This window comes from Actinoplanes oryzae, assembly GCF_030757795.1.
GTDB lineage: Bacteria > Actinomycetota > Actinomycetes > Mycobacteriales > Micromonosporaceae > Actinoplanes.
The window spans coordinates 1-22,684 of sequence record NZ_JAUQWH010000076.1; the positions used below are offsets into that span (position 1 = coordinate 1).

General features: G+C 71.9%; 24 protein-coding genes and 1 tRNA gene. 8 read left to right on the plus strand and 17 right to left on the minus strand.

Annotated features, from left to right (window positions below):
* The coding region (gene rsmI, locus RBH18_RS23535) for a 16S rRNA (cytidine(1402)-2'-O)-methyltransferase (RefSeq protein ID WP_306211278.1) at window positions 1-663 on the minus strand (663 nt) is incomplete at its 3' end.
* A 73-nt stretch (window positions 664-736) separates the two neighbouring features.
* On the opposite strand from rsmI, the gene RBH18_RS23540 reads away from it, so the two are divergent.
* From RBH18_RS23540 to RBH18_RS23550, 3 genes are all read left to right on the plus strand, one after another.
* A complete protein-coding gene (locus RBH18_RS23540) occupies window positions 737-2,317 on the plus strand; it encodes a dolichyl-phosphate-mannose--protein mannosyltransferase (RefSeq protein WP_306211280.1) in 1,581 nt (526 codons plus the stop codon).
* A gap of 798 nt (window positions 2,318-3,115) precedes the next feature.
* The gene (locus RBH18_RS23545) at window positions 3,116-4,171 is read left to right on the plus strand and encodes a hypothetical protein (protein WP_306211283.1); all 1,056 of its coding nucleotides are present in this window, start codon (window positions 3,116-3,118) and stop codon (window positions 4,169-4,171) included.
* Window positions 4,168-6,582: a bifunctional polysaccharide deacetylase/glycosyltransferase family 2 protein gene (locus tag RBH18_RS23550; protein WP_372338973.1), complete on the plus strand. Its 2,415-nt coding sequence runs from the start codon at window positions 4,168-4,170 to the stop codon at window positions 6,580-6,582. Before RBH18_RS23545 ends, RBH18_RS23550 begins: the two co-directional genes overlap by 4 nt.
* A 51-nt stretch (window positions 6,583-6,633) precedes the next feature.
* Here the strand turns inward: RBH18_RS23550 and RBH18_RS23555 are convergent, their stop codons facing one another.
* The 4 genes from RBH18_RS23555 to RBH18_RS23570 all read right to left on the minus strand — a co-directional run bounded on the left by RBH18_RS23555 (window position 6,634) and on the right by RBH18_RS23570 (window position 9,662).
* The gene (locus RBH18_RS23555) at window positions 6,634-7,863 is read right to left on the minus strand and encodes a GAF domain-containing sensor histidine kinase (RefSeq protein ID WP_306211286.1); all 1,230 of its coding nucleotides are present in this window, start codon (window positions 7,861-7,863) and stop codon (window positions 6,634-6,636) included.
* Between the two features lie 60 nt (window positions 7,864-7,923).
* Window positions 7,924-8,289 carry a VOC family protein gene (locus RBH18_RS23560; RefSeq protein WP_306211288.1) on the minus strand — a complete coding sequence of 122 codons (366 nt, stop codon included), beginning with the start codon at window positions 8,287-8,289 and terminating at the stop codon, window positions 7,924-7,926.
* Between the two features lie 80 nt (window positions 8,290-8,369).
* Entirely contained in the window at window positions 8,370-9,131 is a 762-nt protein-coding gene (locus tag RBH18_RS23565) for a phosphodiesterase (RefSeq protein WP_306211290.1), read from the minus strand.
* A gap of 138 nt (window positions 9,132-9,269) precedes the next feature.
* A complete protein-coding gene (locus tag RBH18_RS23570; RefSeq protein WP_306211291.1) occupies window positions 9,270-9,662 on the minus strand; it encodes a response regulator transcription factor in 393 nt (130 codons plus the stop codon).
* A gap of 137 nt (window positions 9,663-9,799) precedes the next feature.
* On the opposite strand from RBH18_RS23570, the gene RBH18_RS23575 reads away from it, so the two are divergent.
* Window positions 9,800-10,189: a VOC family protein gene (locus tag RBH18_RS23575; RefSeq protein WP_306211292.1), complete on the plus strand. Its 390-nt coding sequence runs from the start codon at window positions 9,800-9,802 to the stop codon at window positions 10,187-10,189.
* Here RBH18_RS23575 and RBH18_RS23580 read toward each other — a convergent pair.
* From RBH18_RS23580 to RBH18_RS23615, 8 genes are all read right to left on the minus strand, one after another.
* A complete protein-coding gene (locus tag RBH18_RS23580; RefSeq protein ID WP_306211294.1) occupies window positions 10,168-10,500 on the minus strand; it encodes a hypothetical protein in 333 nt (110 codons plus the stop codon). The two genes, RBH18_RS23575 and RBH18_RS23580, sit on opposite strands and share 22 nt — an antisense overlap.
* 140 nt (window positions 10,501-10,640) lie before the next feature.
* The gene (locus tag RBH18_RS23585) at window positions 10,641-11,336 is read right to left on the minus strand and encodes a DUF6218 family protein (RefSeq protein ID WP_306211296.1); all 696 of its coding nucleotides are present in this window, start codon (window positions 11,334-11,336) and stop codon (window positions 10,641-10,643) included.
* 406 nt (window positions 11,337-11,742) lie between these two features.
* Window positions 11,743-11,816 (minus strand) — tRNA-Ala (locus RBH18_RS23590).
* Window positions 11,817-11,911: 95 nt separating this feature from the next.
* Window positions 11,912-12,727: a divisome protein SepX/GlpR gene (gene sepX, locus RBH18_RS23595; protein WP_306211298.1), complete on the minus strand. Its 816-nt coding sequence runs from the start codon at window positions 12,725-12,727 to the stop codon at window positions 11,912-11,914.
* A 157-nt stretch (window positions 12,728-12,884) separates the two neighbouring features.
* The gene (locus RBH18_RS23600; RefSeq protein ID WP_306211300.1) at window positions 12,885-13,523 is read right to left on the minus strand and encodes a GNAT family N-acetyltransferase; all 639 of its coding nucleotides are present in this window, start codon (window positions 13,521-13,523) and stop codon (window positions 12,885-12,887) included.
* Window positions 13,523-14,833, minus strand: a complete 1,311-nt coding sequence (locus RBH18_RS23605; RefSeq protein ID WP_306211302.1) for a molybdopterin molybdotransferase MoeA — start codon at window positions 14,831-14,833, stop codon at window positions 13,523-13,525. Before RBH18_RS23605 ends, RBH18_RS23600 begins: the two co-directional genes overlap by 1 nt.
* Window positions 14,830-15,753, minus strand: a complete 924-nt coding sequence (locus RBH18_RS23610) for a UTP--glucose-1-phosphate uridylyltransferase (RefSeq protein WP_306211304.1) — start codon at window positions 15,751-15,753, stop codon at window positions 14,830-14,832. Before RBH18_RS23610 ends, RBH18_RS23605 begins: the two co-directional genes overlap by 4 nt.
* 50 nt (window positions 15,754-15,803) lie before the next feature.
* Window positions 15,804-18,032 carry a diguanylate cyclase gene (locus RBH18_RS23615; RefSeq protein ID WP_456237635.1) on the minus strand — a complete coding sequence of 743 codons (2,229 nt, stop codon included), beginning with the start codon at window positions 18,030-18,032 and terminating at the stop codon, window positions 15,804-15,806.
* A gap of 39 nt (window positions 18,033-18,071) precedes the next feature.
* Between RBH18_RS23615 and RBH18_RS23620 the strand changes: the two genes are divergently transcribed.
* Window positions 18,072-18,695, plus strand: a complete 624-nt coding sequence (locus RBH18_RS23620) for a 5-formyltetrahydrofolate cyclo-ligase (protein WP_306211308.1) — start codon at window positions 18,072-18,074, stop codon at window positions 18,693-18,695.
* 226 nt (window positions 18,696-18,921) lie between these two features.
* On the opposite strand, the gene RBH18_RS23630 is transcribed toward RBH18_RS23620, so the two are convergent.
* The 3 genes from RBH18_RS23630 to RBH18_RS23640 form a co-directional block, all read right to left on the minus strand.
* The gene (locus RBH18_RS23630) at window positions 18,922-19,227 is read right to left on the minus strand and encodes a hypothetical protein (RefSeq protein ID WP_306211364.1); all 306 of its coding nucleotides are present in this window, start codon (window positions 19,225-19,227) and stop codon (window positions 18,922-18,924) included.
* A 196-nt stretch (window positions 19,228-19,423) separates the two neighbouring features.
* Window positions 19,424-19,690, minus strand: coding sequence for a hypothetical protein (locus RBH18_RS23635; protein ID WP_306211310.1), 267 nt, complete (start codon window positions 19,688-19,690; stop codon window positions 19,424-19,426).
* Between the two features lie 177 nt (window positions 19,691-19,867).
* Window positions 19,868-20,053 (minus strand): hypothetical protein, encoded by a 186-nt coding sequence (locus RBH18_RS23640; protein ID WP_306211312.1) that lies wholly within the window; start codon window positions 20,051-20,053, stop codon window positions 19,868-19,870.
* A gap of 62 nt (window positions 20,054-20,115) precedes the next feature.
* On the opposite strand from RBH18_RS23640, the gene RBH18_RS23645 reads away from it, so the two are divergent.
* Window positions 20,116-20,442, plus strand: coding sequence for a translation initiation factor 2 (locus tag RBH18_RS23645; protein WP_306211314.1), 327 nt, complete (start codon window positions 20,116-20,118; stop codon window positions 20,440-20,442).
* Window positions 20,443-20,539: 97 nt separating this feature from the next.
* On the opposite strand, the gene RBH18_RS23650 is transcribed toward RBH18_RS23645, so the two are convergent.
* Window positions 20,540-21,013, minus strand: coding sequence for a DUF2231 domain-containing protein (locus RBH18_RS23650; protein WP_306211316.1), 474 nt, complete (start codon window positions 21,011-21,013; stop codon window positions 20,540-20,542).
* A 300-nt stretch (window positions 21,014-21,313) separates the two neighbouring features.
* Here RBH18_RS23650 and RBH18_RS23655 point away from each other — a divergent pair, with 300 nt between their 5' ends.
* Both RBH18_RS23655 and RBH18_RS23660 read left to right on the plus strand, forming a co-directional pair.
* Window positions 21,314-21,739, plus strand: coding sequence for a Fur family transcriptional regulator (locus RBH18_RS23655; RefSeq protein WP_306211319.1), 426 nt, complete (start codon window positions 21,314-21,316; stop codon window positions 21,737-21,739).
* 54 nt (window positions 21,740-21,793) lie between these two features.
* On the plus strand, window positions 21,794-22,663 hold the full coding sequence (locus RBH18_RS23660; protein WP_306211321.1) for an oxygenase MpaB family protein: 870 nt from the start codon (window positions 21,794-21,796) through the stop codon (window positions 22,661-22,663).
* Window positions 22,664-22,684: the final 21 nt, after the last annotated feature.

The window sequence follows — 22,684 nt, forward strand, 5'->3', positions numbered from 1 at the left end:
CCCCCGCGGCTCGCTCTCGGCGGCCCAGGCGGCCAGCTCGGCGAGCGGCCCGCGGCGGATCTCCTCGTACGTCTTCGTCAGCTCGCGGCACACGGCGGCCTCCCGCTCCGCACCGAACACCGCACCGGCGTCCTGCAGCATGCCGGTGATCCGGTGCGGCGCCTCGAAGAACACCAGCGTGCGCGGCTCCTTCGCCAGCTCGCGCAGCCGGGAACGGCGGCCGGACCCGCTGCGCGGCAGGAAGCCCTCGAAGCAGAAGCGGTCGCTGGGCAGCCCGGACAGGGCCAGTGCCGTGGTCACCGCGCTCGGGCCGGGCGCGGCGGACACCGGGAAGCCCGCGTCCAGCGCCGCCCGGACCAGCCGGTAACCGGGGTCGGAGACGCTGGGCATGCCGCCGTCGGTCACCACGGCGACGACCGCGCCCTCCCGCAGCGCCTGGACGAGGTCGGGCGTGCGCCGCTCCTCGTTGCCCTCGAAGTAGGAGACGATCCGGCCGCCGACGGTCACGTCCAGATCCTTGGTCAGCCGGGCCAGCCGCCGGGTGTCCTCGGCCGCCACGACGTCCGCGGACGCGAGGATCTCACGCATCCGCTGCGACGCGTCGCCGATGTTGCCCAGCGGGGCTCCGACCAGTACGACTCGTCCCGGCTCACCATGGTCCACGCCCTGAGTCCATCACACCGCGCCACGCGGACGTGCCGGGCGTCGGCCACGACGGGCCGCCTACGATCGCGGGGTGACTTCGGCGACAGCGGAGACTGACACCCCCGGCCCGCCCGCGGACGAGAGCCCGGACCCGGCGGCGGCCACGGGCGTACGCGGCGTGCCCGAGGCCGTGCGCCGGCGCCTGGCGACGCTCGACAACTGGCTGAACCCCTACTCGTGGCTCGTCACGGGGGTCGTCGTGGCGATCGCCGCGGTGCTGCGGCTGGTCGGCATCACTCACCCCAAGGGGTACATCTTCGACGAGGTGTACTACCCGACCGACGCCTGGGACATGCTGCAGCACGGCGTCGAGTGGGACGAGAAGACGAACGGCCCGGCGTACGTGGTGCATCCGCCGCTCGGCAAATGGCTCATCGCGTTCGGCGAGAAGGCCTTCGGCAACAACGAGCTCGGCTGGCGCTTCCCGGCCGCGATCGCCGGCGTGCTGATGATCCTGATCCTCGTCCGGGTGGCCTACCGGATGTTCCACTCGATCGTCCTGGCCGGCGCCGCGGGCCTGCTCATGACCCTCGACGGCTTCCAGTTCGTGCTGTCGCGCACCTCGCTGCTCGACATCTTCCTGGGCCTGTTCATCCTGATGACCTTCGCCGCGATGGTCCTGGACCGCGACCACTACCGCCGTCGCCTGCTGCGCGCGCTCGACGAGGGCTGGAGCCCCGACCGCAGGCGCCCGCTGATCGTGCCGTGGTGGCTGCTCGTCTCCGGGTTCACCTTCGGCCTGGCATGCGGGGTGAAGTGGAGCGCCCTGTTCTTCGCGCCCTTCTTCGCCGCGCTCGTGGTCATCTGGCGCATGCAGGCGCGACGCTCGGCGGGCGTCCGCCGCTGGGCCCGCTCCGGGCTGCTCGGCGACCTCGGCTGGCTGCTCCTCAGCTTCGCGCTCACCGTGCTGACCTATCTGGCGACGTGGACTGGCTGGTTCGTCACGGACGACGGCTACTTCCGGCACTACCGGGAGGCCAACGGCATGAGCGAGCCGCCGATCATCGGCGCGCTGCTCAACCTGGCCCACTACCACCACGAGGCGTACACCTTCCACAGCGGCCTGACCGACCGGCACGTCTACCAGTCGTGGCCGTGGCAGTGGCTGCTGCTGGGCCGGCCCGTCGCCTTCTCGTGGAGCAACAGCGGCAACTGCGGGTCGCCCAGCTGCGCCGCCGAGGTGCTGCTGCTCGGCACCCCCCTGCTGTGGTGGTCGTTCCTGCCCGCGCTCGCCGCGCTGGTCTGGTTCGGCATCGCCCGCCGCGACTGGCGAGCCCTGGCCATCGGCACGGGCGTCGTCGCCGGCCTGCTCCCGTGGTTCTACTTCGCGGTCAAGGACGGGCGCACCATGTTCTCGTTCTACGCCCTGCCCGCCCTGCCCTTCCTCATCCTCGCCGTCGTCTACGTCCTCGGCGCGATCATGACCCCACCGGGCGGCACGGCGGTGGGCGCGGCGCGCAGCGACCGGCAGCTGATCGGCTCGATCGTCGCCGGGGTGTACCTGCTGCTGGTGGCGCTCTGCTTCGCCTACTTCTATCCGATCTTCGTGGGGCAGCTGATCCCCTACGACGACTGGTCGTCCCGGATGTGGCTGGGCGGGCGCTGGATCTGACCGGCCTCGCGGAAGGGCGTCGCTGCGGCGGCGCCCTTCGGCTTTCCGGGGTTGCCCGGCAGCTTTCGGGGTTGCTCAGCGGTTTTCGGGGTTTCGCAGCGGTTCGGCAAGCCAGGCCCTCGGTGCCCGGAAACCAGGCGACTCGGCCGGCGGCGGGCGTGACGGCGGGGCGTGACGGCGAACCGCGACAGGGCCGAGGGCGACCGGCCATGACAGGGCCGCGGTCGACGTGTCATGGCGGGGTCGAGGACGGCGGACCATGGCTGTCGTCGCGGTGGACCGTGGCCGTTGCGGCCGGCCGGGGAGGCTCGACGGGCCGGAAAATAGGCAACGCCCCGATCGCCTGCCACGGGGGAAGCGGGCGATAGGGGCGCGCACCTTGAAGCTTAACGAGGGTCCTGGGCGGACACAACAAGTGGATTTACTCAGTTGTCGGCACTTCGGCTGGTCACGACCCTGAGCAACCGCTCGGACACGGGCAGCGGTCGCCGTGGCAGAATGGGACAAAAGCCGCTTAGGCCCATCAAGGCCGTATTTGCCTTTGTGAAATGAATTCGGCATTGGGCCGTGGGTCAGTCGGGGATTTGACAGCAACTTTCTGGCCCCGAAAGCGTAACCTCTGACCGGGCGGACCATTCTCCGCAGCTCAGAACGGGCGCCGGCAAAGCCGGATCACACCGTCTCCATCAGGTCAAACTCGGGACGTCACCGTTTCGGTCGAAGTCACCCCGCATTTTGGTCGTCATCCTTTCCGGTGACGCCAATCATGATCTCAATAGATGTTTCTAAGCTCGCCGCGTGACATTGCAGCAGCGTGGAAACGCGCCCTCCGACGCCGACGGCCCTGACACCACCGAGGTGATCGTCGTCGCTCAGCCCTCGCCGGTGTTCGTGGACTCGACCGGCCGTCGTCGGCGGCTGCTGCGCCGGGCCGCGTACGGCTTCGGTGCGCTCTGCATGGTCTACGGGGGACTGATCAGCGTCAGCCTGGCCGGCGGTCCGGTCAGCTCGAACGTGGTGCTGCCCCTGCCGGACCTCGTGCGCGGCGGCGACAAGACGATCGTGGCCAAACCGACGCCCACCCCGGCGCCGACCAGCGCGACGCCCAGCGCCCGGCCGGTGCTCGAGTCGTACCCGCAGCGGCAGGCTCCGGCCGTGCGGGAGCCTGCCGGACCACGGACGAGCTCCCGCAGCGCCTCCGCGGCACCGCGCCGGGCCACGGCGGCCACCCCGACACCGCGGCCGACGACCAAGGCGCCCACGCCGACGCCCACCGCACGGCCGATCGAGTCGAGCACGACCAAGCCGCCCGTCTCGTCGTCCCCGAGCACCTCCACGCCGCCCTCGCAGCCGCCCGTCGTCGTGCCCCCGGCGGGCAATGGCGGCGGCAACACAGGCGGCGGTGGAGGCGGCGGCGACACGAGCGGCGGCTCGGGCGGAGGCGGCGGCACCGGCTCGGAAGACAGCGGCGGCACGGGCGGCGGGTCCGGCGACAGCGACACCGGCGGCACGGGCGGCGGGTCCGGCGACAGCGGCGACACCGGCAGCGGCAGCGGCGGCACGGGCGGCGGATCCGGCGACAGCGACACCGGCGGCAGCGGTGGCGGCACCGGCGGATCCGGTGGCGGCGGCTCGGACGACACCCCGACCGCGCCTGCCCCGCCGACCAGCTCCGGCTCCTCCGGCAAGAACGACGGCGACGACGACAGCAGCAGCGGCAGCGGTGGCAGCGACGGCGGCAGCAGCAGCAGCAGCGGGGATGACAGCGAGCCGGCAGCACCGCCCGCATCGCAGGAGCGCCCCGAGCCCGCCGACACCGATCCCGCCCTGATCGACATCGAGGTCGCTCTGTGACGACCCGGCGCAACCGCAACCGCAGCCGGTCCCGCCGCCGCGTCCTGCCCCAGCCCCGCGTCATGCTCGGCGTCCTGCTGCTGGTGCTCTTCGTCGGCGTGCTGGTCGTGCAGGCGTACATCAATGCAGAGTTCAAGGGTGACCACAAGGACTCCGAGGTCGGCGATCAGGCCGGCGTGCCCAAGGCGATCCGCGAGGGCGGCCCGATCATCAACACCACGGGCGGCCAGGAGAGCTCGAGCCGGCTGCCCGACAAGACGATCGCGCTGACCTTCGACGACGGCCCGGACCCGGTGTGGACGCCGAAGGTACTCGAGGTGCTCGAGGAGTTCGGCGCGCACGGGACCTTCTTCGTGGTCGGCTCCGAGGTCGCCCGGCACCCCGAGCTCACCAGGCGCATCACCGACGAGGGCAACGAGCTGGGCCTGCACACGTTCACGCACCCCAACCTGCAGCGGATCGCCCCGTGGCGGCGCAGCCTCGAGCTGTCGCAGACCCAGGTCGCCATCGCGCGGGCGGCGAACGTGCGGACCAATCTGGCCCGCTTCCCGTACTCGTCGAAGCCGGAGGCCATCGACGAAGTCAACTGGAAGATCGTCAAGGCGGCGGGACGGGACGGCTATCTCGTCGTCGTCAACGACACGGACAGCGAGGACTGGCAGCGCCCGGGCGTCGACAAGATCATCGCCAACGCCACGCCGCGGGGCGACGCCGGCGCGGTCACGCTCTTCCACGACGCGGGTGGCGAGCGCGCGCAGACCGTCGCGGCGCTGCGGAAGTTCATCCCGATGATGCAGGCGCGGGGCTGGCGCTTCACCACCGTGACCGAGGGCATGAACCTCGGCATCGAGCAGCAGGCGAAGCAGGCCGCCGCGGCGCGCGTTCCCCTGCTGGCGGAGAACCCGGAGGCGCAGAGCACCGATCGCTGGCGCGGGACGGCACTGATCTGGACCGTACGCCTGGCGGACGGCATGGTGTGGCTGATCGCCGGCCTGTTCCTCGTCGTGGGGATGCTCACCATCGGGCGTACCGCGCTGTTGCTGCTCCTCGCGACGCGGCATGCCCGGCAGCGCCGCAAGAAGACCTTCAGCTGGGGTCCGCCCGTCAGCGAGCCGGTCTCCGTCATCGTGCCCGCCTACAACGAGAAGGAGGGCATCGAGGCGGCGGTCCGTTCGCTGGCCGGCGGCGACTACCCGGACATCGAGGTGGTCGTCGTGGACGACGGCTCGACCGACGGCACGGCCGCGATCGTTGAGCGGATGCACCTGCCGAACGTACGGGTGATCCGGGTCCCCAACGGCGGCAAGCCGAACGCCCTCAACACCGGGGTCGCCCTGGCCCGCCACGACCTGATCGTCATGGTGGACGGCGACACGATCTTCGAGCCGGACTCGATCCGGATGCTCGTGCAGCCCTTCGCCGATCCGTCCGTCGGCGCGGTCGCCGGCAACGTGAAGGTCGGCAACCGCGACAAGATGGTCGCCGGCTGGCAGCACATCGAGTACGTGATCGGCTTCAACCTGGACCGCCGCCTGTACGAGGTGCTCAACTGCATGCCGACCGTGCCCGGCGCGATCGGGGCGTTCCGGCGCGAGGCCCTCGCCGGGGTCGGCGGGGTGAGCGACGAGACCCTCGCCGAGGACACCGACGTGACCATGGCGATGTGCCGGCAGGGCTGGCGGGTTGTCTACGAGGAGCGCGCCAAGGCGTGGACCGAGGCGCCGGCGACGCTGGAGCAGCTCTACCGCCAGCGCTACCGGTGGAGCTACGGCACGATGCAGGCGATGTGGAAGCACCGCCACGCGCTGCGGGACTCCGGGCCGTCCGGCCGCTTCGGTCGCGTGGGACTGCCGTTCCTCGCCCTCTTCGGGGTCGCGCTGCCGATGCTGGCCCCGGTCGTCGACATCATGCTGCTGTACGGCCTCGTCTTCTGGGAGCTCAGCGCGACTCTCCAGGCGTGGCTGGCGATGCTCGCCCTGCAGCTGTTCACCGCGGCCGTGGCGTTCCGCTTCGACCGCGAGTCGATGGTGCCGCTGTGGCGACTGCCGCTGCAGCAGTTCGCGTACCGGCAATTGATGTATCTGGTGTTGATCCAGTCGGCGGTGACCGCGCTGACCGGTGGCCGGCTGCGCTGGCACAAGCTGCACCGCGTGGGCCTGAACGGCGTGCGCTCGGCCCCGGTCGTGGAAAGCGGCAAGCCACCGGTGCTTCCGCAGCAGTCGGTCGCGCCGCCGATCGACACGTGGCCGCCGAGCCGGGACCAGATGACGGCGACCGCGGTGCATCCGCCGACGGGCCGGGCCACGGCGCGGCCGCCGGTGCCGATCCAGTACGACCGCTACGACGGCTATCCGCCGGCCGGCTCGCCCCCGGCCGGGGAGTCCGGTCCCGCGTACACCCGCGGGGCCTGACAGAGGGGTCCGTCCCGCCCGATCTGCAGCCGGGCGGGGCGGGCCCCTCTCTCACACGAGCGCGAGCTCCGGCTCGTGCTCCGCGAACGGGAACACGACGTGCAGGGACGTGCCGTCCCCGGGCCGGTCCGAGAGGGCGACCGTGGCGTGGTGCGCGTCGAGGATCCGCTTCGCCACCGCCAGACCCTGGTCCGGCCCCGGCACGACGGCGGGGTTGGCGATGGCGCCGTAGTAGAGGTGCGGGAACAGGTCCGGGCGCAGCCCATCGGGCATGTCCATGTCGTCCAGCCGCACGGTGGGCCCCGACTCGATCTCGGTGCCGACGCGGACCCGGCCGCCCTCGGGGGTGTACTTCACGGCCGCGAAGAGCAGCTGCATGAGGACCTGCTCCAGGCGTACGGGATCGGCGATGATCGGCAGCGACGGCCCGTCGGCCTGGTTGAGGATCCAGATGTGCTTGGTGGCGGCGATCGGCCGCACGGCCTCGACCGCCTGCCGGGTCAGCTTGGTGAGATCGATCTGCCGCATGTGCAGGCTCTCGGCGCCGTTGCCCGCCTCGGCCAGCGACTGCAGGTGGTCCAGCAGGTCGGTCAGGCCGCGGACGTGCGCGGCCGTCGCGCGGCCGACCAGATCGGCCAGCGCCGGGTCGTGGGTGCCGGTCTCGCCGAGACCGTCGAGGTACGCCCGCATGAGCTTGAGCGGTGCCCGCAGCTTCCCGCCCACGAGGCCGGCCAGGTCGTCCTTGCGCCGCTCCAGCTCCTGCAGCCGGGCCGTCGTGTTGGCCAGCGCGACGGCGTAGCGGCGCAGCTCCAGCTGGGACGTCACCTGCCGCGCGAGGGCCCGCAACGCCTGCAGCTGCTCGACGGCGAGCCGGCGCGGCTGCGAGTCGACGACGCAGAGCGAGCCGAGGGCGAAGCCGTCCGTCGTCACCAGCGGCGCCCCGGCGTAGAAGCGGATGCCCGGGGACCCGGACACCGCCGGGTTGCCGGCGAACCGGACGTCCTGGGTGGCGTCCGGCACGACCAGCAGGTCCTTGCCCATGATGGCGTGCGCGCAGAACGAGATGTCCCGCGAGGTCTCGGTCAGGTCCGTGCCCAGCCGGGCCTTGAACCACTGTCGGTCGGCGTCGACCAGACTGACCAGCGACATGGGTACGCCGCACACGGCCGAGGCCAGGGCGACGATGTCGTCGAAATCCTTCTCCGGGGCGGAGTCGAGGATGTCGAGCTCGTACAGCGCGGCGAGCCGGTCGGTCTCGTTCGCGGGCAGGGGTGCTTGCATGGCGGCCACCTCCGAAGGCTGACTTCAGAGATACCACCCTTAAGTAGCAGGACCGGCATTTCAGACAGGACGCTGGCAGACCGCCTCGATGTTGTTGCCGTCGGCGTCGAAGGCGTAGGCCGCGTAGTAGTGCTCGTGGTACTGCGGCCGCGGCCCCGGCGGACCGTTGTCCACCCCGCCCGCGTGCAGCGCGGCGGCGTGGAAGGCGTCGACGGCAGCCCGGTCCGGCGCGGTGAACGCCACGTGCACCCGATGGGTGGCCTCCCGCACGGCGAGCCAGAAGAAGGGGCGCCCGCTGTCGTCGCCGAAGCCGATCAGCTCGGGCTCCTCGGCGATCACTTTCACACCCAGCGGGCGCAGCGCGTGCTCGTAGAAATGCCGGCTCTCATCGAGGTGGTGCACCCCGAGGATCACATGGTCGAGCATCGTCGTCCCCTTCCCACTGGCGGACATCGACCGTACAGCGGGGGAAGGGGTGGATTGATGATCTCTGCGCCGAGCGGTGCTCAGTATGCGCCGAGCAGCGCCCCAGCGTGACTGACCTGTACTGTATGCGTCACACAGTCGGGCCCGTCCAGCAGGTGCAGCAGGAAGCCGGTGGGCTCCGCGACGTAGCCGGGCGGAGCGTCCGAGTTGAGCAGCAGACCGGACTGACGCCAGGTGCTCGGCGACACGGTCACGACGGTTCCGGCGAACCCCGCGGTGATCGGCCGATGCACGTGACCGGCCATGATCCGGGCGACATTGCCCCGGGCGCCCACGATCTCGCGCAGCTCCTCGCCGTCCAGCAGCCGCATCCCGTCCAGGAAGGGAATGCCGATCGGCAGCGGCGGGTGGTGCAACCCCACCATCACGGGTACGCCCGGCCGCGCCGCCAGCACCCGGTCGAGCCACTCGAGCTGCTCGGTGCCCAGCCGTCCGGCCGGCGAACCGGGAATCAGCGAGTCGAGCCCGACGACCGAGAACCCCGCGTAGTCCACCACGTAGAAGGGCTCGCCGCCGAACGCCTTGATCATGGCTTCGCGGTCGTCGTGATTGCCCGTGGTGAGGTGCAATGGCAGGGGGAACTCGCCGATGACCTGCTGGAGGGCTTCGTACTCCTCCTCCAGTCCATGATCGGTGAGGTCGCCGGTGACGACGACACAGTCGGGGCGCGGATCGAGCGCCATGACGCGGGCGAGGGCGAGCTGGAGCCCGGCGGCCGGGCCGTAAGCCAGCGCGCCGGCGGTCAGATGGGGGTCGCTGAGCTGAGCGATGAAGGAGGCCATGCCGTCATGATCCGGCGCTGGGGGGTCGGGTCAACCGAACGGTCGCATGCCTGTCACCGACGGTTAGAGGACATCGTGCGCTTTCCGTATCACGTCTGCGCGGAACGGCACCGGCCCTTGTGCCCTTTCCGTCCGGGCCTACGCGAAACGGCGCCTCTCGATGACCAGTTGCAGTTCCTCGACCAGGCGCCGGGGCGACAGCGGCTTCGGCAGGTACCCGTCCGCGCCACTGCTCAGTCCGGCGTTGATGTCGTGCAGGTGCGCGTTCGCCGACACCATGAGCACGGCGGCGTTGGCCACGTCGGGGTTGCGGCGGACCAGCTGGCACAGCTCCATGCCGTTCAGCGCGGGCATGCGTACATCGGTCACGATCCCCACCGGCCGGGCCACCTGCACGATGCGCGCCGCGGTGTGCCCGTCCTTCGCCCCGACCGCCGTGTACCCGGCCCGCTCGAGCGCGAACGTCAGCATGTCCCGCAGGTCCGAGTCGTCCTCGGCCACGACGATCAGCTTCTCGTTCATCTTGGTCATGTGAGTGCGGATCGGCCCGGTCGCCCCGTTTCCGAGCGGGACCAAGGTTGCATCCGGGGAGCGAACCCACATATCGATACAGCTAAGAGTCGTGTCCCCGGCTGCCCCTCCCGCCCCGGCGGGGGCAGACTGCACGGATGCTGGGACGCAACTCGAGGCACTTCTGGGGCGTAGTGCTGGAGACACCCGACCCTCTCGCCCTGGCCGAGTTCTACGCCAAGCTCATGGACTGGAAGATCGTCAAGCAGGAACCGGACTTCGTCGCCCTCTCCCCGCTCGGCGACCACATCGAGTACATGGCCTTCCAGCGCTCCCCGGACTACGAGCAGCCGACCTGGCCCAACAAGTCCCACAAGCAGCAGATGATGATGCACCTCGACATCGAGGTCCCCGACCTGCCCGCCGCCGTCCGAGCCGCCACCCGCGCCGGCGCCACCGAGGCCGACCACCAGCCCCAGGACTCCGTCCGAGTCATGCTCGACCCCGACGGCCACCCCTTCTGCCTCTACGTCGACGCCCCCGTCTGACCCCTCACCCCGTCGCCCACCCGGAGCCCCGCCGCCCGGGCCTCGTCCTGCCATACCTCCCGGGCGGGGCTCATGGCACCCGTGAACACCACGAGGTCCCCCGGCTCCCGCCGCCACGACCGGCTGTGCGGGAACAGCCGCCGCCCCGGCCGCAGCGACCCGCTCGAGCGCCTCGGCGGCCGCAGCCGGGGCAGGCCCAGCAGACCAGCGACCAGATCCAGGTCGTGCCGCCCTTCCACGGTGACGACACCGTCGGCCAGCCTGTCGACGAGTCGGCTCAGAAAGTGCGCGGGCCGTTCGCCCGCCCGCATCCGGCCCACCGCCCCGGCGGTCGAAAGCGGCAGAGCCGGCCACGGCCAGCAGCCGCGCCAGCTGTCCCGCCAGGTCCGCGAAGGCAGGCGCCCGGCGCGCCTCGGCCGCCGAGATGCCATGTATGCTGCGGCCCCAGGTCTCAGGGCGCGGGCGGCGTCGCGGACCACGCGCTGCGCTCGGCCCGGCCGGCCGCGACCGCTCGGGCCCGGGCAAGCCAACGCGGCGGCAGCGGCTGCGGCTCCCCGAACCTGCGCAGGTACGACCGCCGGTAGCGGGCCTGCTCGGTCTCCTGCCACAGGTCGACGGCCCGCTCCAACGCTCCCGCGAGCCCGATGGCCGCCGCCGCCACGGGCGAGGCCGCGGTCCGAAGCCGCGGCGTCAGCTCGTCGCGCGCCTCCGCCGGCAGCTCCCGGGCCCAGGCAAGCGGTGCGATCTTCGACTTGGTGGTCGCCCGATGCGCCTCGACGGCCTCCTCGTAGCGCCGCCGATGATCAGCGGTCTCCGCCAGCAGATCAGGGATGACCACGATGCTGTCGGCCAGCGTCTTCGCCTGCTCCGCGGGCAACCGGTCCAGCACCGCGAGCGGCTCGTCCGCAGTCCATCCCACCAGGCATCGCCCTTGCTGGGCCCCGACCACCCGTTCGAGAAAGTCGGTGTCCTCCAGCCCCACCACCCACGACCCGCCGGCCCGCCCCGACGGCCCGAGCTTCCAAACCGCCAGCGCCTCCCGGCCATCCGCGTCGGCCCCGACAGCCAGCACACAGTGGCCGCGCACTCCGGGCACATAGTCGACCGAGATCGCCAGCTCGCCGTCAAGCTCAGCCTCAACAGTCACGCAAACCCTCGCAAGGTCGGCAGGAACGAGGAAGCAACGCTAACCACCGGCCATCCCAGCCCACAGTGGACGCAACGGCAAAACATGCCATCCAAAGAGCCGACCGCCCCCGAGCAACCCTCCACCGCGCAGCTTCAGACCCAGCGCCGACCAAAGGAAGTAACCCGCGACCGTGGCTCCTCGAATGCCCACCGCAGGAAGTAACCGCGACCGTGGCTCCTCGAGCGCCCACCGCAGGAAGTAACCGCGACCGTGGCTCCTCGAGCGCCCACCGCAGGAAGTAACCGCGACCGTGGCTCCTCGAGCGCCCACCGCACCGCGGGGCGTCCGGGGGCTCGGCCCCCGGAGCAGAAATGACGTGAGGCCCATGTCCGCGCTTTATGCGGACACAGGCCTCCGACTCACGTGGAGCTGTGGGGATTTGAACCCCAGACCCCCTCGATGCGAACGAGGTGCGCTACCAGACTGCGCCACAGCCCCCCGGCCCCGCAGGACCAGAGATAATCTAACAGGTCCCCGGCACGGCTCGCGAATCACCCTCCCCCTCGCGCGTCACACCCCGGCTGACCAGCGGATCAAGCCGAGTAGGTGCCGCCCCGGCCGCCGGCCTCGTAGGCGCGGCCGCGGAGCCCACCGGCCCGGCGGTAGGAGACCGAGGCGCCGTTGACGGCCGCGGGGAGGTCGTTCGGGTCGCGGTCGAGGCCCATGGCCGTACGGCGGACGGCCTCCTTCTGGGCGGCGATGCGGCGCTGGGCCTCGCGGCGGGCGGCGGCGCGGCGGGCCTGTTCGCGGCGGACCTCGGCCTGGCGGGCGGCGAGCCAGGCGGCTTCGCGGGCCTCGAAGCGGCGGCGGCGCCGGTCGGCGATGGCCCGGTTGCGCAGGTGCACGAGGTAGACGGCGAGCAGGGTGGCGGTCACCGCGAAGCTGATCCAGAAGCCCGGGCTGACCGCGAGGATGCCGACCAGCTCGATCACGTTGAGCAGGAGGAGGGCGGCGAACACGCGGCGGCGGCGGACCACGGCCGGGGTCTGGCGGCGTACGGGCGGGCGTCGCCGGGCCGGCCGGCGTGAGCTGACCACCCGCAGCCGGCGCTCGGGGGCCGGCGCGGCGGAGACGGGTGCCGCGGAGACGGGCGCCTCGGCCGGGGCGGTGGCGGGGGCCGGGGATTCACCCGTTAGGGTCCGCGACGTAACCATGTACCGGCGGCCGGGGTTGACCGGTCGGCGTCCGGGCACGGTGCGGAGCCGACGGCGGCGCTGCAGCACCCGAGCCGTCGACGACGCCCGCTCCGCCGCGAGGCGCTCGGTGGCGTCGTACCGGCGGACGAGGGCCGGTGCGAGGGCGAGCAACCCGGCGGCGGCGAGGACAGCGAGGAGCACCGAGGTCGGCACCCTCACCCCTCCCGTCAGCCTCAGAGCGTGCCGGGCAGTGGGCACCCGGTCACGAAAAAAGTCGCAATCTCCCCGAGATTACGGGCGCGAGCTGCGGATATCGGCGCGGCGCGCCGACAGATCGGCCACTACATGATCAAATCCGGGGTTCCGGACGTCAGGTGGCGGCGGTGCGCAGCCGGCGCCAGCGGGCCAGCAGACCGCCCTCCGCGGCCACTTCCTCGCTGGTCATCGCGTATCCGAGATGGTCACGCCACGCACCGTCGATGTGCATGTAGCGCGGGTGGTAGGCCTCCTCCCGGAAGCCGAGCTTCTCCACCACGCGGCGGCTGGGCCCGTTCTCGGGGCGAATGTTGACCTCGACCCGGTGCAGCCCGCCCGGCCCGAAGGCGTGGTCGACCGCGAGCGCAAGCGCCGTCGGGATCACCCCGCGGCCGGCGACGCGGGAGTCGACCCAATAGCCCACGTACGCGGACCCGAACGCGCGCCGCACGATGCTGCCCAGGTTCAGGTGGCCGACGAGCCGTTCGCCGCCGTTCTCCTTCAGGCAGACCGCGAACGGCATGCTGTCGCCGCGGCTGGCCGCACGTTTCATGTCGCGGTAAACGTACATGTAGGCGCGGGTGGAATTCATCTCGGCCCACGGTCCCGGCGGCGCCGACTCCCAGGGGCTGAGCCACTTCTGGTTGGCGATCCGGACCTCGGACCAGGCGCGGGCGTCACCGCGCCGATAGGGCCGGAGCAGCACGGGCCCGTCTGCCAGGACGGCAGGCCATCCGGGCGTGGACCCCCACATCATCGCCTCCGGTCGAGCAACATCACGTCCACGGTCGACCCGGCGGCCGCCGCGGTGACCCGCTCGCCGAGCACCAACAGGCCGTTGGCTTCGGCGAGGCCGGACAGAGTGTACGGCCCCCCGGCGAGTGGCTGCACTGTGTAGCCACCGCCGCGCCGCTCAGCGACGTGCGCCGGCCGGAACTCGCGCAGGCCGCCGGGGGACGAGACGGTTTCGAGCAGGTGGGCCTTCACCGCCGGGCGGAAGACCGGTTCGGCGCCCGCGAGCAGCTGGATGATCGGCCAGGCCAGCACCTCGAAGCCGATCAGCGCGGCACCCGGCTCGCCGGGCAGGCACACCACCGGAACCTCCTCGCCGCCGACCGTACCGAATCCGAGGGTCGCCCCGGGGCACAACGCCACATCGGTGAACTCGACCGCGCCCCGGCCGTGGTCGCGCCGCGAGAGCACCCGGCGCAACATGTCCCCGGGGCCCGTGCCCGTGCCGCCGGTCGTGATGATCAGATCCGCCCGCAGCGTCTGGTCCTCGAGCAGCCCGCGCAGGCTCTCCGGGTCGTCGTCGCAGATCCCGATCCGGTACGCCAGCGCGCCCGCCTCCACCGCGGCGGCCGTCAGCGCGTGCGAGTTCGCGTCGACGATCTGGCCCGGCTGGCTGGGCCGGCCCACGTCGACCAGCTCGTCGCCCGTGGCCACGACCACCACCCGGGGGCTGGGGCGCACGACGACGTGCCCGATGCCGGACGCGGCGAAGACGGCGACCATGGCGGGCGTCACATAGGAGCCGGCCGACGCCAGCACCCGGCCCACGGGCAGCTCGTCGCCCGCGCGCCGGACGCCGGAGCCGCGCTTGGGGGCGTACATGATCTCGACCGCCGCCATGCCCTGATCGGTCCAGTGCACGGGCACGACGACATCGGCGCCGATCGGCAGGGGCGCGCCGGCGGCGACCGAGAAGCACGTCCCCGGGGTGAGCCGCACCGGCCGCCAGCTGGCCGCGCCGAGGTCGCCCACGACGTTGAGGCGCACCGGCCGCGGCCCGGGGTCGAACGCCCCGAACGACGGGTGCGAGCCCAGGCGCCCGGCCGCCGCGATGTCCTCCCAGCGGGCGGCATACCCGTCGATCGCGGCCTGGTCGAAGGCCGGGTACGGGTGCGGCGCCAGCACGTCGTGCGCGAGCACGTTGCCGTGCGCCTGGGTCAGGTCGAGGTCGAGCGGAGGCAGCGCCCGCAACCTGCGCAGCACGCTGCCCAGGTATTCGGCGAGAGGCATCAGCTCGTTGGCGGCCGCCTCGGGATCGGCCGTGGCCGTCATCCCTGCGCACCGCCGGTTTCCGTGGCCACGAACTCGGCGAGCCACTGCTTGAACTGCGGACCGAGGTCGGGGCGCTTGACCGCCAGCTCGACGACCGTCTGCAGGTAGCCGAGCGGCATTCCCGTGTCGTAGCGGTGGCCGCGGTAGACGATGCCGTGCACCGGCGTCCCCTCGGCCAGCAGCTGAGCCATCGCGTCGGTCAGCTGGATCTCCCCGCCGCTGCCGGGCTTGGTCTCGGCGATCGCGTCGAAGATCTTGCCGGGGAGCACGTAGCGCCCGACGACCGCGAGGTTGCTGGGCGCCTCCTCGGGCGCCGGCTTCTCGACCAGGCCGGTGACCTCGACGATGTCCTCGCCGTGCTCGGAGGGCTGCACCGACGCGATCCCGTAGCGGCTGGTCTCCTCGGGCGCCACCTCGATGAAGGCGAGCACGATGCCGCCGGTCTGCGCCTGCAGGTCGAGCATCTGCGGGAGGAGCGGGTTGTCCTCCTCCACGAACTCGTCACCCAGCAGTACGGCGAAGGCGTTGTCCCCCACGTGCGAGGCCGCCGTGCCGACCGCGTGCCCGAGTCCGAGCGGCTCGCCCTGCCGGCAGGTGTAGATGTCCGCCAGGTCGCTCGTCCGGCGCACGGCCTCCAGGCGGGCCTTGTCGCCCTTCTCCTCGAGCCGCTGCTCGATGTCGGGCCGGCGGTCGAAGTGGTCGACCATCGAGGTCTTGCCCCGGCCGGTCACCAGGAGCACGTCCGTGATCCCGGCGGCCGCGGCCTCCTCGACGATGTACTGGAGCACCGGGCGGTCCACGACCGGCAGCAGTTCCTTGGGCACCGCCTTGGTCGCCGGAAGGAAACGGGTGGCGAGCCCGGCGGCCGGAATGACGGCCTTGACGGCTCGACGGCCGGTCGCCTGCGCCTGCGTGGTCATCTGAGGGTCACCGTTCCTTCGCTCAATTCGTGCCCGGACATGCGGCGAGACTATCGGCCCCGGGCCTGTCTCGGCGGCTGTGGCCCGCCGGACGCGCCCGTCGTGGATCCCAGGTGATCGAAATGCCCCTCCGGCACTCCCTCCGAAACCAGCGGATCGGTCACACCAGCCGCCGGTGACGGCACCGCCTCGGCCAGGCGATATGTGTCCCGACCTGCGGCTTTCGCGGCGTACAGGGCATCGTCGGCCGCATCGAGCACCTGCTGGGCGGTATGTCCGTGTTCGGGATAAACGGCGATACCTATCGACACGCTGATGCCCACTCGATCCACCACCGTGCCTTCCCGAGGCGGCCGCTTTCCCTCCCCACGCCCCCTCCGCGGATTGACGCCCGCCTCCACGCGCCGCGGATTGATCCGCACGGGAAGATCACGAACGGCCGCTCCCAGCCGCTCGGCGACGATGGCCCCGCCGAAGGCATCGGTCTCCGGCAGCAGCACGACGAACTCCTCCCCGCCCTGCCGGAAGGCCACGTCCACCTCCCGCAGCCCGGCCCGCACCCGGCGCGCGAACTCGCCGAGCACCACATCGCCCGCCGCATGCCCGTACGTGTCGTTGACCTCCTTGAAGTGGTCGAGGTCGAGCACGAGCACCGTGAGCATCCGCCCGAACCGGCTCGCCCGCTCGACCTCCCGCCGCAGGGACTCCCGCAGATACCGGTAGTTCCACAGCCCGGTGAGCGGATCGGTCAACGACAGCCGCTGCGCCTCCTCGTGCACCCGCACGTTGTGCACGGCGACGCCCGCCTGCCCGGCGAAGGTCCGCAACGTGAGCAGATCGGCGTCGTCGAACTCGTCGGCGCCGAGCCGGTCGTACAAAGCCAGCACCCCGAGCGTCGCCGGCTTCCCCGCCAGCGCGACCGGCTTGCCGTCCTCCCGCCCGCCGCGGCCGGGATTGTCGCGCCCGAGGCTCTCGTCCGCGGGCACGAGCGGATCACCGACCATCGCGGGGGCGCAGATCGGCACCGCGACGTACGTGCGGCAGGCCGGTTCGTCCGCCGGACCGCCCCCGACCCCGCAGACGCCCCGGCTCGGCTCGCCCGTGGCCGCAACCGTGCCCAGGACGCCCTGCCCCACCGGCACCCGCAGCGACGGCAGGTCCTCCTCGGACACGTCCCACCGCCCGGTCAGACCCTCGGCACACCGGGCCACCAGCCGCCCGTCGGACTGGTCGACGAGCAGCACGACACCGGCCCGGGCCCCGGTCGCCGACAACGCCGTCTGCAGGATCACCTGCAGGATCCGGTGCAGGTCGTGGGTGCTCGACAGCGTGTCGCCGAGGATCGCTAGGTGCCCTCGCAACTGGTCCCGGCTGGCGGTCAGCGCCTGCACGTACGCCTGGAGCTCCCGGGTCATCCGGTTGAACGTCCCGGCGAGCTGCCCGATCTCGTCGTCCCGCCCGACCGGCACGCGCACCCCGAGTTCGCCGCTCGCCACCTTGCCGGCCGCCCACGCCAGCTTCTCCAGCGGCCGGGTCGTGGACCTCGCCAGCCACCTCGCAGCCGCCACGGCCAGGCATGCCACGGCAGCCACCCCGGCCGCGAGGGAGACGTAGAGCAACGTCGGCTGCTTGTCCGTCACGGAGACGGTGAGCGGGAGCGGCTGGCCCGGCTCCATGGGCAGGTCCCGCTCGTACACGTCCTTCCGGGGAGCGCCGACGCCGCCCGCCAGCCGCACTTCGGCGCCGCTCGTCCCGCCCAGGCGTCGCACCAGCCCGGAGTCGACCCGCTCCATGGCGATCACGGCGATGTCGCCCTGAACGGCCTGCGCCACCAGGCCCGAGATCCGCCCGCCCCCGGCCGGGATCTGCTTGCCCCCGGCCGAAGTCTGCGCACCCTCGACGGCGGGACTCGTGCAGTCGCGCTCGCCCTGGACGAACTCGCGCTCCGACACACCTGACACCCGCACCTCGGAGGCGAGACCGCGCGCCACCATCTGATCCGCCGCGACCCGATGATCGTCGGCCGGCGAGACCGCGACCGCGTCCGCCACCGCCTGCAACTGCCGGCACATGGCCCCGACAGCCGCCCGCACCGTGGTGACGGCATGATCGAGCCGCTCGGTCGTCCGGTCCCGGCCGACCGTGGCCACGGTCAGCCCCACGAAGAAGGAGCCGAGGAGCACCGGGCCGAGTACAACCGTCAAAAATGCCGTGGTCAGTCGGCCACGCAGAGTCACAGATCCTCCCTGAAGTGGCCTTCTCTGGAGCGATGCTGACATAGTGCGGACCGTTTGACCGTGTTCCGAAGGGGGTGTTGCATGCCGGATTCAGCCCGCGACGCGGAAATCCCTCCCACCGCGAAGTTAGCGCTGCGCACACAACTGCTTGCTGAGCGTGCCCTCAAGGGCCATGCGGAACTGGCCGAGGCGGCCCGGGCAGTCCAGGACGCGCTTGTCGCCACGCTCACCGCTCGCCCTCCTCGCACAGTCGCCGCCTATGTGCCGCTCGGCTCGGAGCCGGGCGGTGCCGATCTGGCCGATGTGCTGCTCCACGCGGTCGCACCCGAACGCCTCCTTCTGCCGATCCTCTTGCCCGACGGTGATCTCGACTGGGCCCGTTACGAGGGCCCCTCCTCCCTGCGCCCGGGCCGGATGGGTCTGCGCGAGCCCGCCGGCCCCGGGCTGGGCGTGACCGCGATCGCCGAGGCCGACGCGGTCGTCGTGCCGGCCCTCGCCGTGGACCGGACGGGCCTGCGCATGGGCCGGGGCGGCGGCTCCTACGACCGCGCGCTGGCCCGGATCGCACCCACCGCCCGGACCGTGGCATTGCTGCACGACGGAGAGCTGCTCGATGCCGTGCCGGGCGAGCCTCACGACCGCCGCGTGGGGGCCGTGATCACTCCCGGGGAGGGGCTCAGTGCGCTGCCGGACTGGACGAAATAAACTCCGATGACGCAGCATTGGCACTCTTGGACGGCGAGTGCCAAGACCCTGAACAGTGACGCGGAGGACCAGTGCCCACGTACCAGTACGCCTGCACCGAGTGTGGAGAGCAGCTCGAGCGGGTGCAGTCTTTCTCGGACCCGGCCCTGACCGAGTGCCCCACCTGCGGCGGCAAGCTCCGCAAGGTCTTCAACTCGGTCGGCATCGTCTTCAAGGGCTCCGGTTTCTATCGCAACGACTCCCGCTCCGGCTCCGTGAGCGCCGAGAAGTCGTCGTCCTCGGACAGCAAGTCCTCGGACACCAAGTCGGACTCGTCCGCGAGCTCGACCACCAGCTCGTCGTCATCGGCGTCCTCCTCCTCCTCGTCGTCGACGTCCTCGACGTCCTCGTCCACCCCGTCGACGACCTCGGCATCGTCGACGTCCTGATCGCTGCGGGCCGCGGGCAGGTCCTCCCTGCCCGCGCCGCCGCCCGTGCGGCGGGTGCGGATCAGTTCTACCGCCCCGGCATGACGAGATCCGGAGTTATCCACAGGGCGCCGTTGTCCACAGGGGGTCCTCCCCCGACAACGAGAAACGCCTACGTTTCGGCGCGTGCTCACACCGCGACGACACCCTGATCCCACGCTCAAGCCGGTCCGCTGGTCCCGCCCACGGGCCATCCGCCTGTGGCGCCTGAGCATCGCGGCGGCCCTGCTGATGATGGCGGCGCTGCTCGTCTGGTGGGGTTCAGGCTCCTGCCCGGCTACCCCACTCCCGCACGACACCCGGCCGCCGCCCACGGGCGCCACTCCGGGCGAGCCGCCGCTGACCGGCACCGCCCCGGACAACCTGCCGCTGGCGGTCGCCCCACGATGTCAGCTGCGGCTGGCCGGCGACCTGCCGTCGCTCGGCGCTGTACCGGGCGGCCTGCTGCTGACCGTTGCCGTTCGGGGCGACCCGCCGGCGAACCAGGCCGTCACCGAGGAGTTCCACCAGCTCCGTCGTGACCGCCATGTCGACTGCGGGCTCCGCGCTCAGGGCTCGGTGCGGAAGAATTCACGTGAGCGTCCTGCCAAGCCTCGCCGACCTGAGATCACGCGCGAGGAAGCTTCGTGCGGGCAGACGCGAGCGGTAGCGGGTGGAGAAAAGAGCCACGCCCGCGCGCCGGGTGGCTGCGCGGGCGGGCCGGGGTCAGCCCCAGTGGGGCGGGCGGTCCTCGAGGAGGCGCTCGTCGTTCGAGTCCTCGCTGCTGCGGTAGCCCCAGCCCCGGTCGGTGTCGTCACGGGTCTGGTCGGCCAGGATCGGCGTGTCTTCGGTTTCGAAATCGACCGTGCGCTCGGCGTCGGCGTCGCGGTCGGGCTGGTCGAGGATGTCCACGCTATGAGGGTAGGCCGCGTCGCGCGCGCTGTCGGCACCCGTGCGATGTAGCGTCGGTGAACGTGAGCGCTGCCACCGGATCAGATGACGACGCGTACTGGAAGCGGCCCGAGTCCGGTGCTGAGCAGTTCGGCGCCGATCGGCCTGCCCCGGAGCCGGAGCAACGCCCCGCCTACGAGGGCCCGCCCCGGCCGGCGCCGGCGTCACCCCACTGGCGGCCGCCCGTGGTGTCCCACCCGCCGCCGCCCCGGTCGATGCCGGCCCAGGACGCGCGGGCCCTGGACGAGGCGGAGGGCAGCGCGCGCACGATGACGTACGGCGTGGGTCTTGTGGCCGGGGCCATCGCCATCATCCTCATGTGCCTGCTCTGCGCCCGCGTCATCTTCTGACCCGGCGCATGAGAATGACCCCTGCGCGTGAGAAACAGCTCCGCAGCGACTGCCCGGGACGTCCCGGCCGCCACCCCGGCCGGGACGCGCCGCGCGGTCAGCTGCCCCAGACCGCCTGAGCGCCCGTGTCGCCGGTCTTGAAGACGAAGTAGCCCGACGCCGCGGCCAGGGCGATCATGACGACGGCGAAGGCGATGTCGCCGACCAGCGGCAGGCGCCTGGCCGGCCTGCGGAGCGTCAGGATCACCATGACCAGGGTCACCACGCCCAGGGCGAGCGCCACCCAGAGGGTGAGCTGGCCGTACCCCATGTGGTCGTCGATCTTCTCCATCGCCTCGCCCTGCATGCCCATGCCGGCGAGCCGGTCGCGCAGCTTGCCGCCCGAGGCGACGGCCGCGTATGTGGACAGCGGCGCCACCACGGCCAGGAAGATGGCGGCCCAGCCCAGCTTCGATCGCCAGCGCGGCACGAGCGCGTAGACGATCGCTGCCAGCGCCAGCAGCGGCACGAAGACGACAGCGGCGTGCAGCACGAGCGCGTGCACCGGCAGGCCGTTTATCTGGTCGAACACGGTCACCCTCCTAGGTCCCGGGGCCCGCGTCGCCGGCGGATTTATGTTGACGACGCAACCTTCCCCTGGTTGCGCTTACGCGCGTTCGGGCGATCCGGTTCACCGTACGACGGACGTTGTCCGAAGCGTGCCCCAACCGCGCTTTCCCATCACGCCGAACGAGCACCGGGACCACGTACACGACCGAAAACGGACAGACCACGGGCGGGCCGGCGCCCGGGCACCCCGGCGGGAGTGGCCGATGCCGGACGGTTCGGTCGTCATGAGGTTGAACCGTCACGTTTCACGTGTTGTCATGGTGTGATGACGCCGGAGGAGTTGCTGCGCGGCCAGGGGTTGCGGGTGACACGGCCCCGGCTCGCCGTGCTGGACGTACTGACGCAGGGTGGTCATCTTGAGGTCGAGGAGATCACCCGCCAGGTCCGGGAGCGGCTCGACTCGGTGTCGACCCAGGCGGTGTACGACGTTCTCGGCGCGCTCTCCCGGGCCGGCCTCGCCCGGCGGATCGAGCCCGCGGGCAGCCCCGCCCGGTTCGAGGCGCGGGTCGGGGACAACCACCATCACATCGTGTGCCGCAGCTGCGGAACGATCGAGGACATCGACTGCGTGGTCGGCGAGCGGCCCTGCCTGCGCCCGAACGACGGGCACGGCTTCCAGGTCGACGAGGCCGAGGTGACCTTCTGGGGCCTCTGCCCCGCCTGCCAGAGCAGGCGCGTCGACGACTGATCGCTCTGCGTGAGGTCTGGATCAGTACGGCCGGCTGCGTGGCACGCTTGATGCATGGACAGCTCCCGCGACAACGGGCTCTTCGGTCCCGGCTCGGTCACCTGGAAGGTTCACCAGGAGCCGATCGTCACCCTCGGCGGCCTGCGCTCGCTCTACCTGCAGGCGTTGCACCCCCGGGCCGTGGCGGGCGTGGCACAGAATTCCGGCTATCGCGCCGACCCGTGGGGGCGCTTCGAGCGCACGTCGGCGTTCGTCCAGACGGTCCTGTACGGCACCCGGGCCGAGGTGGAGCAAGCCGCCGCACGGATCCGGCGTCTGCACGCCCGGATGACCGCGACCGACCCGCGCACCGGTGAGGTGTTCCGCATCGACGAGCCGGAGCTGCTGCGCTGGGTCCATGTCGCCGAGGTCGAGTCCTTCCTGACCACCGCGCGCCGCGCGGGCCTGGAGCTGACCGACGACGAGGTCGACACCTACTACACCGAGCAGCTCCAGGGCGCCGAGCTGATGGGCCTCGACCCCGCCACGGTTCCCGGGACCGCCGCCGAGGTGGCCGCCTACTACGAGCGGATGCGGCCGGAGCTGGGCATGACCCGCGACAGCGCCGAGACCGCCGTCTTCCTGACGGTGCCGCCGGTGCCCGCCTCGTTCGGCTCGCTGCCGCTGCGGCTGAGCCTCTCGCTGGGACCGGCACGGTGGGCCTACCTGGGCATCGCCGGCACGGCGGTCGCCCTTCTGCCACCCTGGGCCCGCAAGATGTACGGCGGCCTCGGCTGGCCGACCACGGACCGCTCGGCTGATCTCTCCGTCCGCGGCCTGCGCCTCCTCATGCGCGCCGCCCTCGCCGCCGCCCCGTCCGAATACCGCATGGCCCCGATGCGCCGCGCCGCCCTGGAACGCGCCGGCCTGCCCACGGCCGCCTGAACACCCGCCGCCTCAACCACG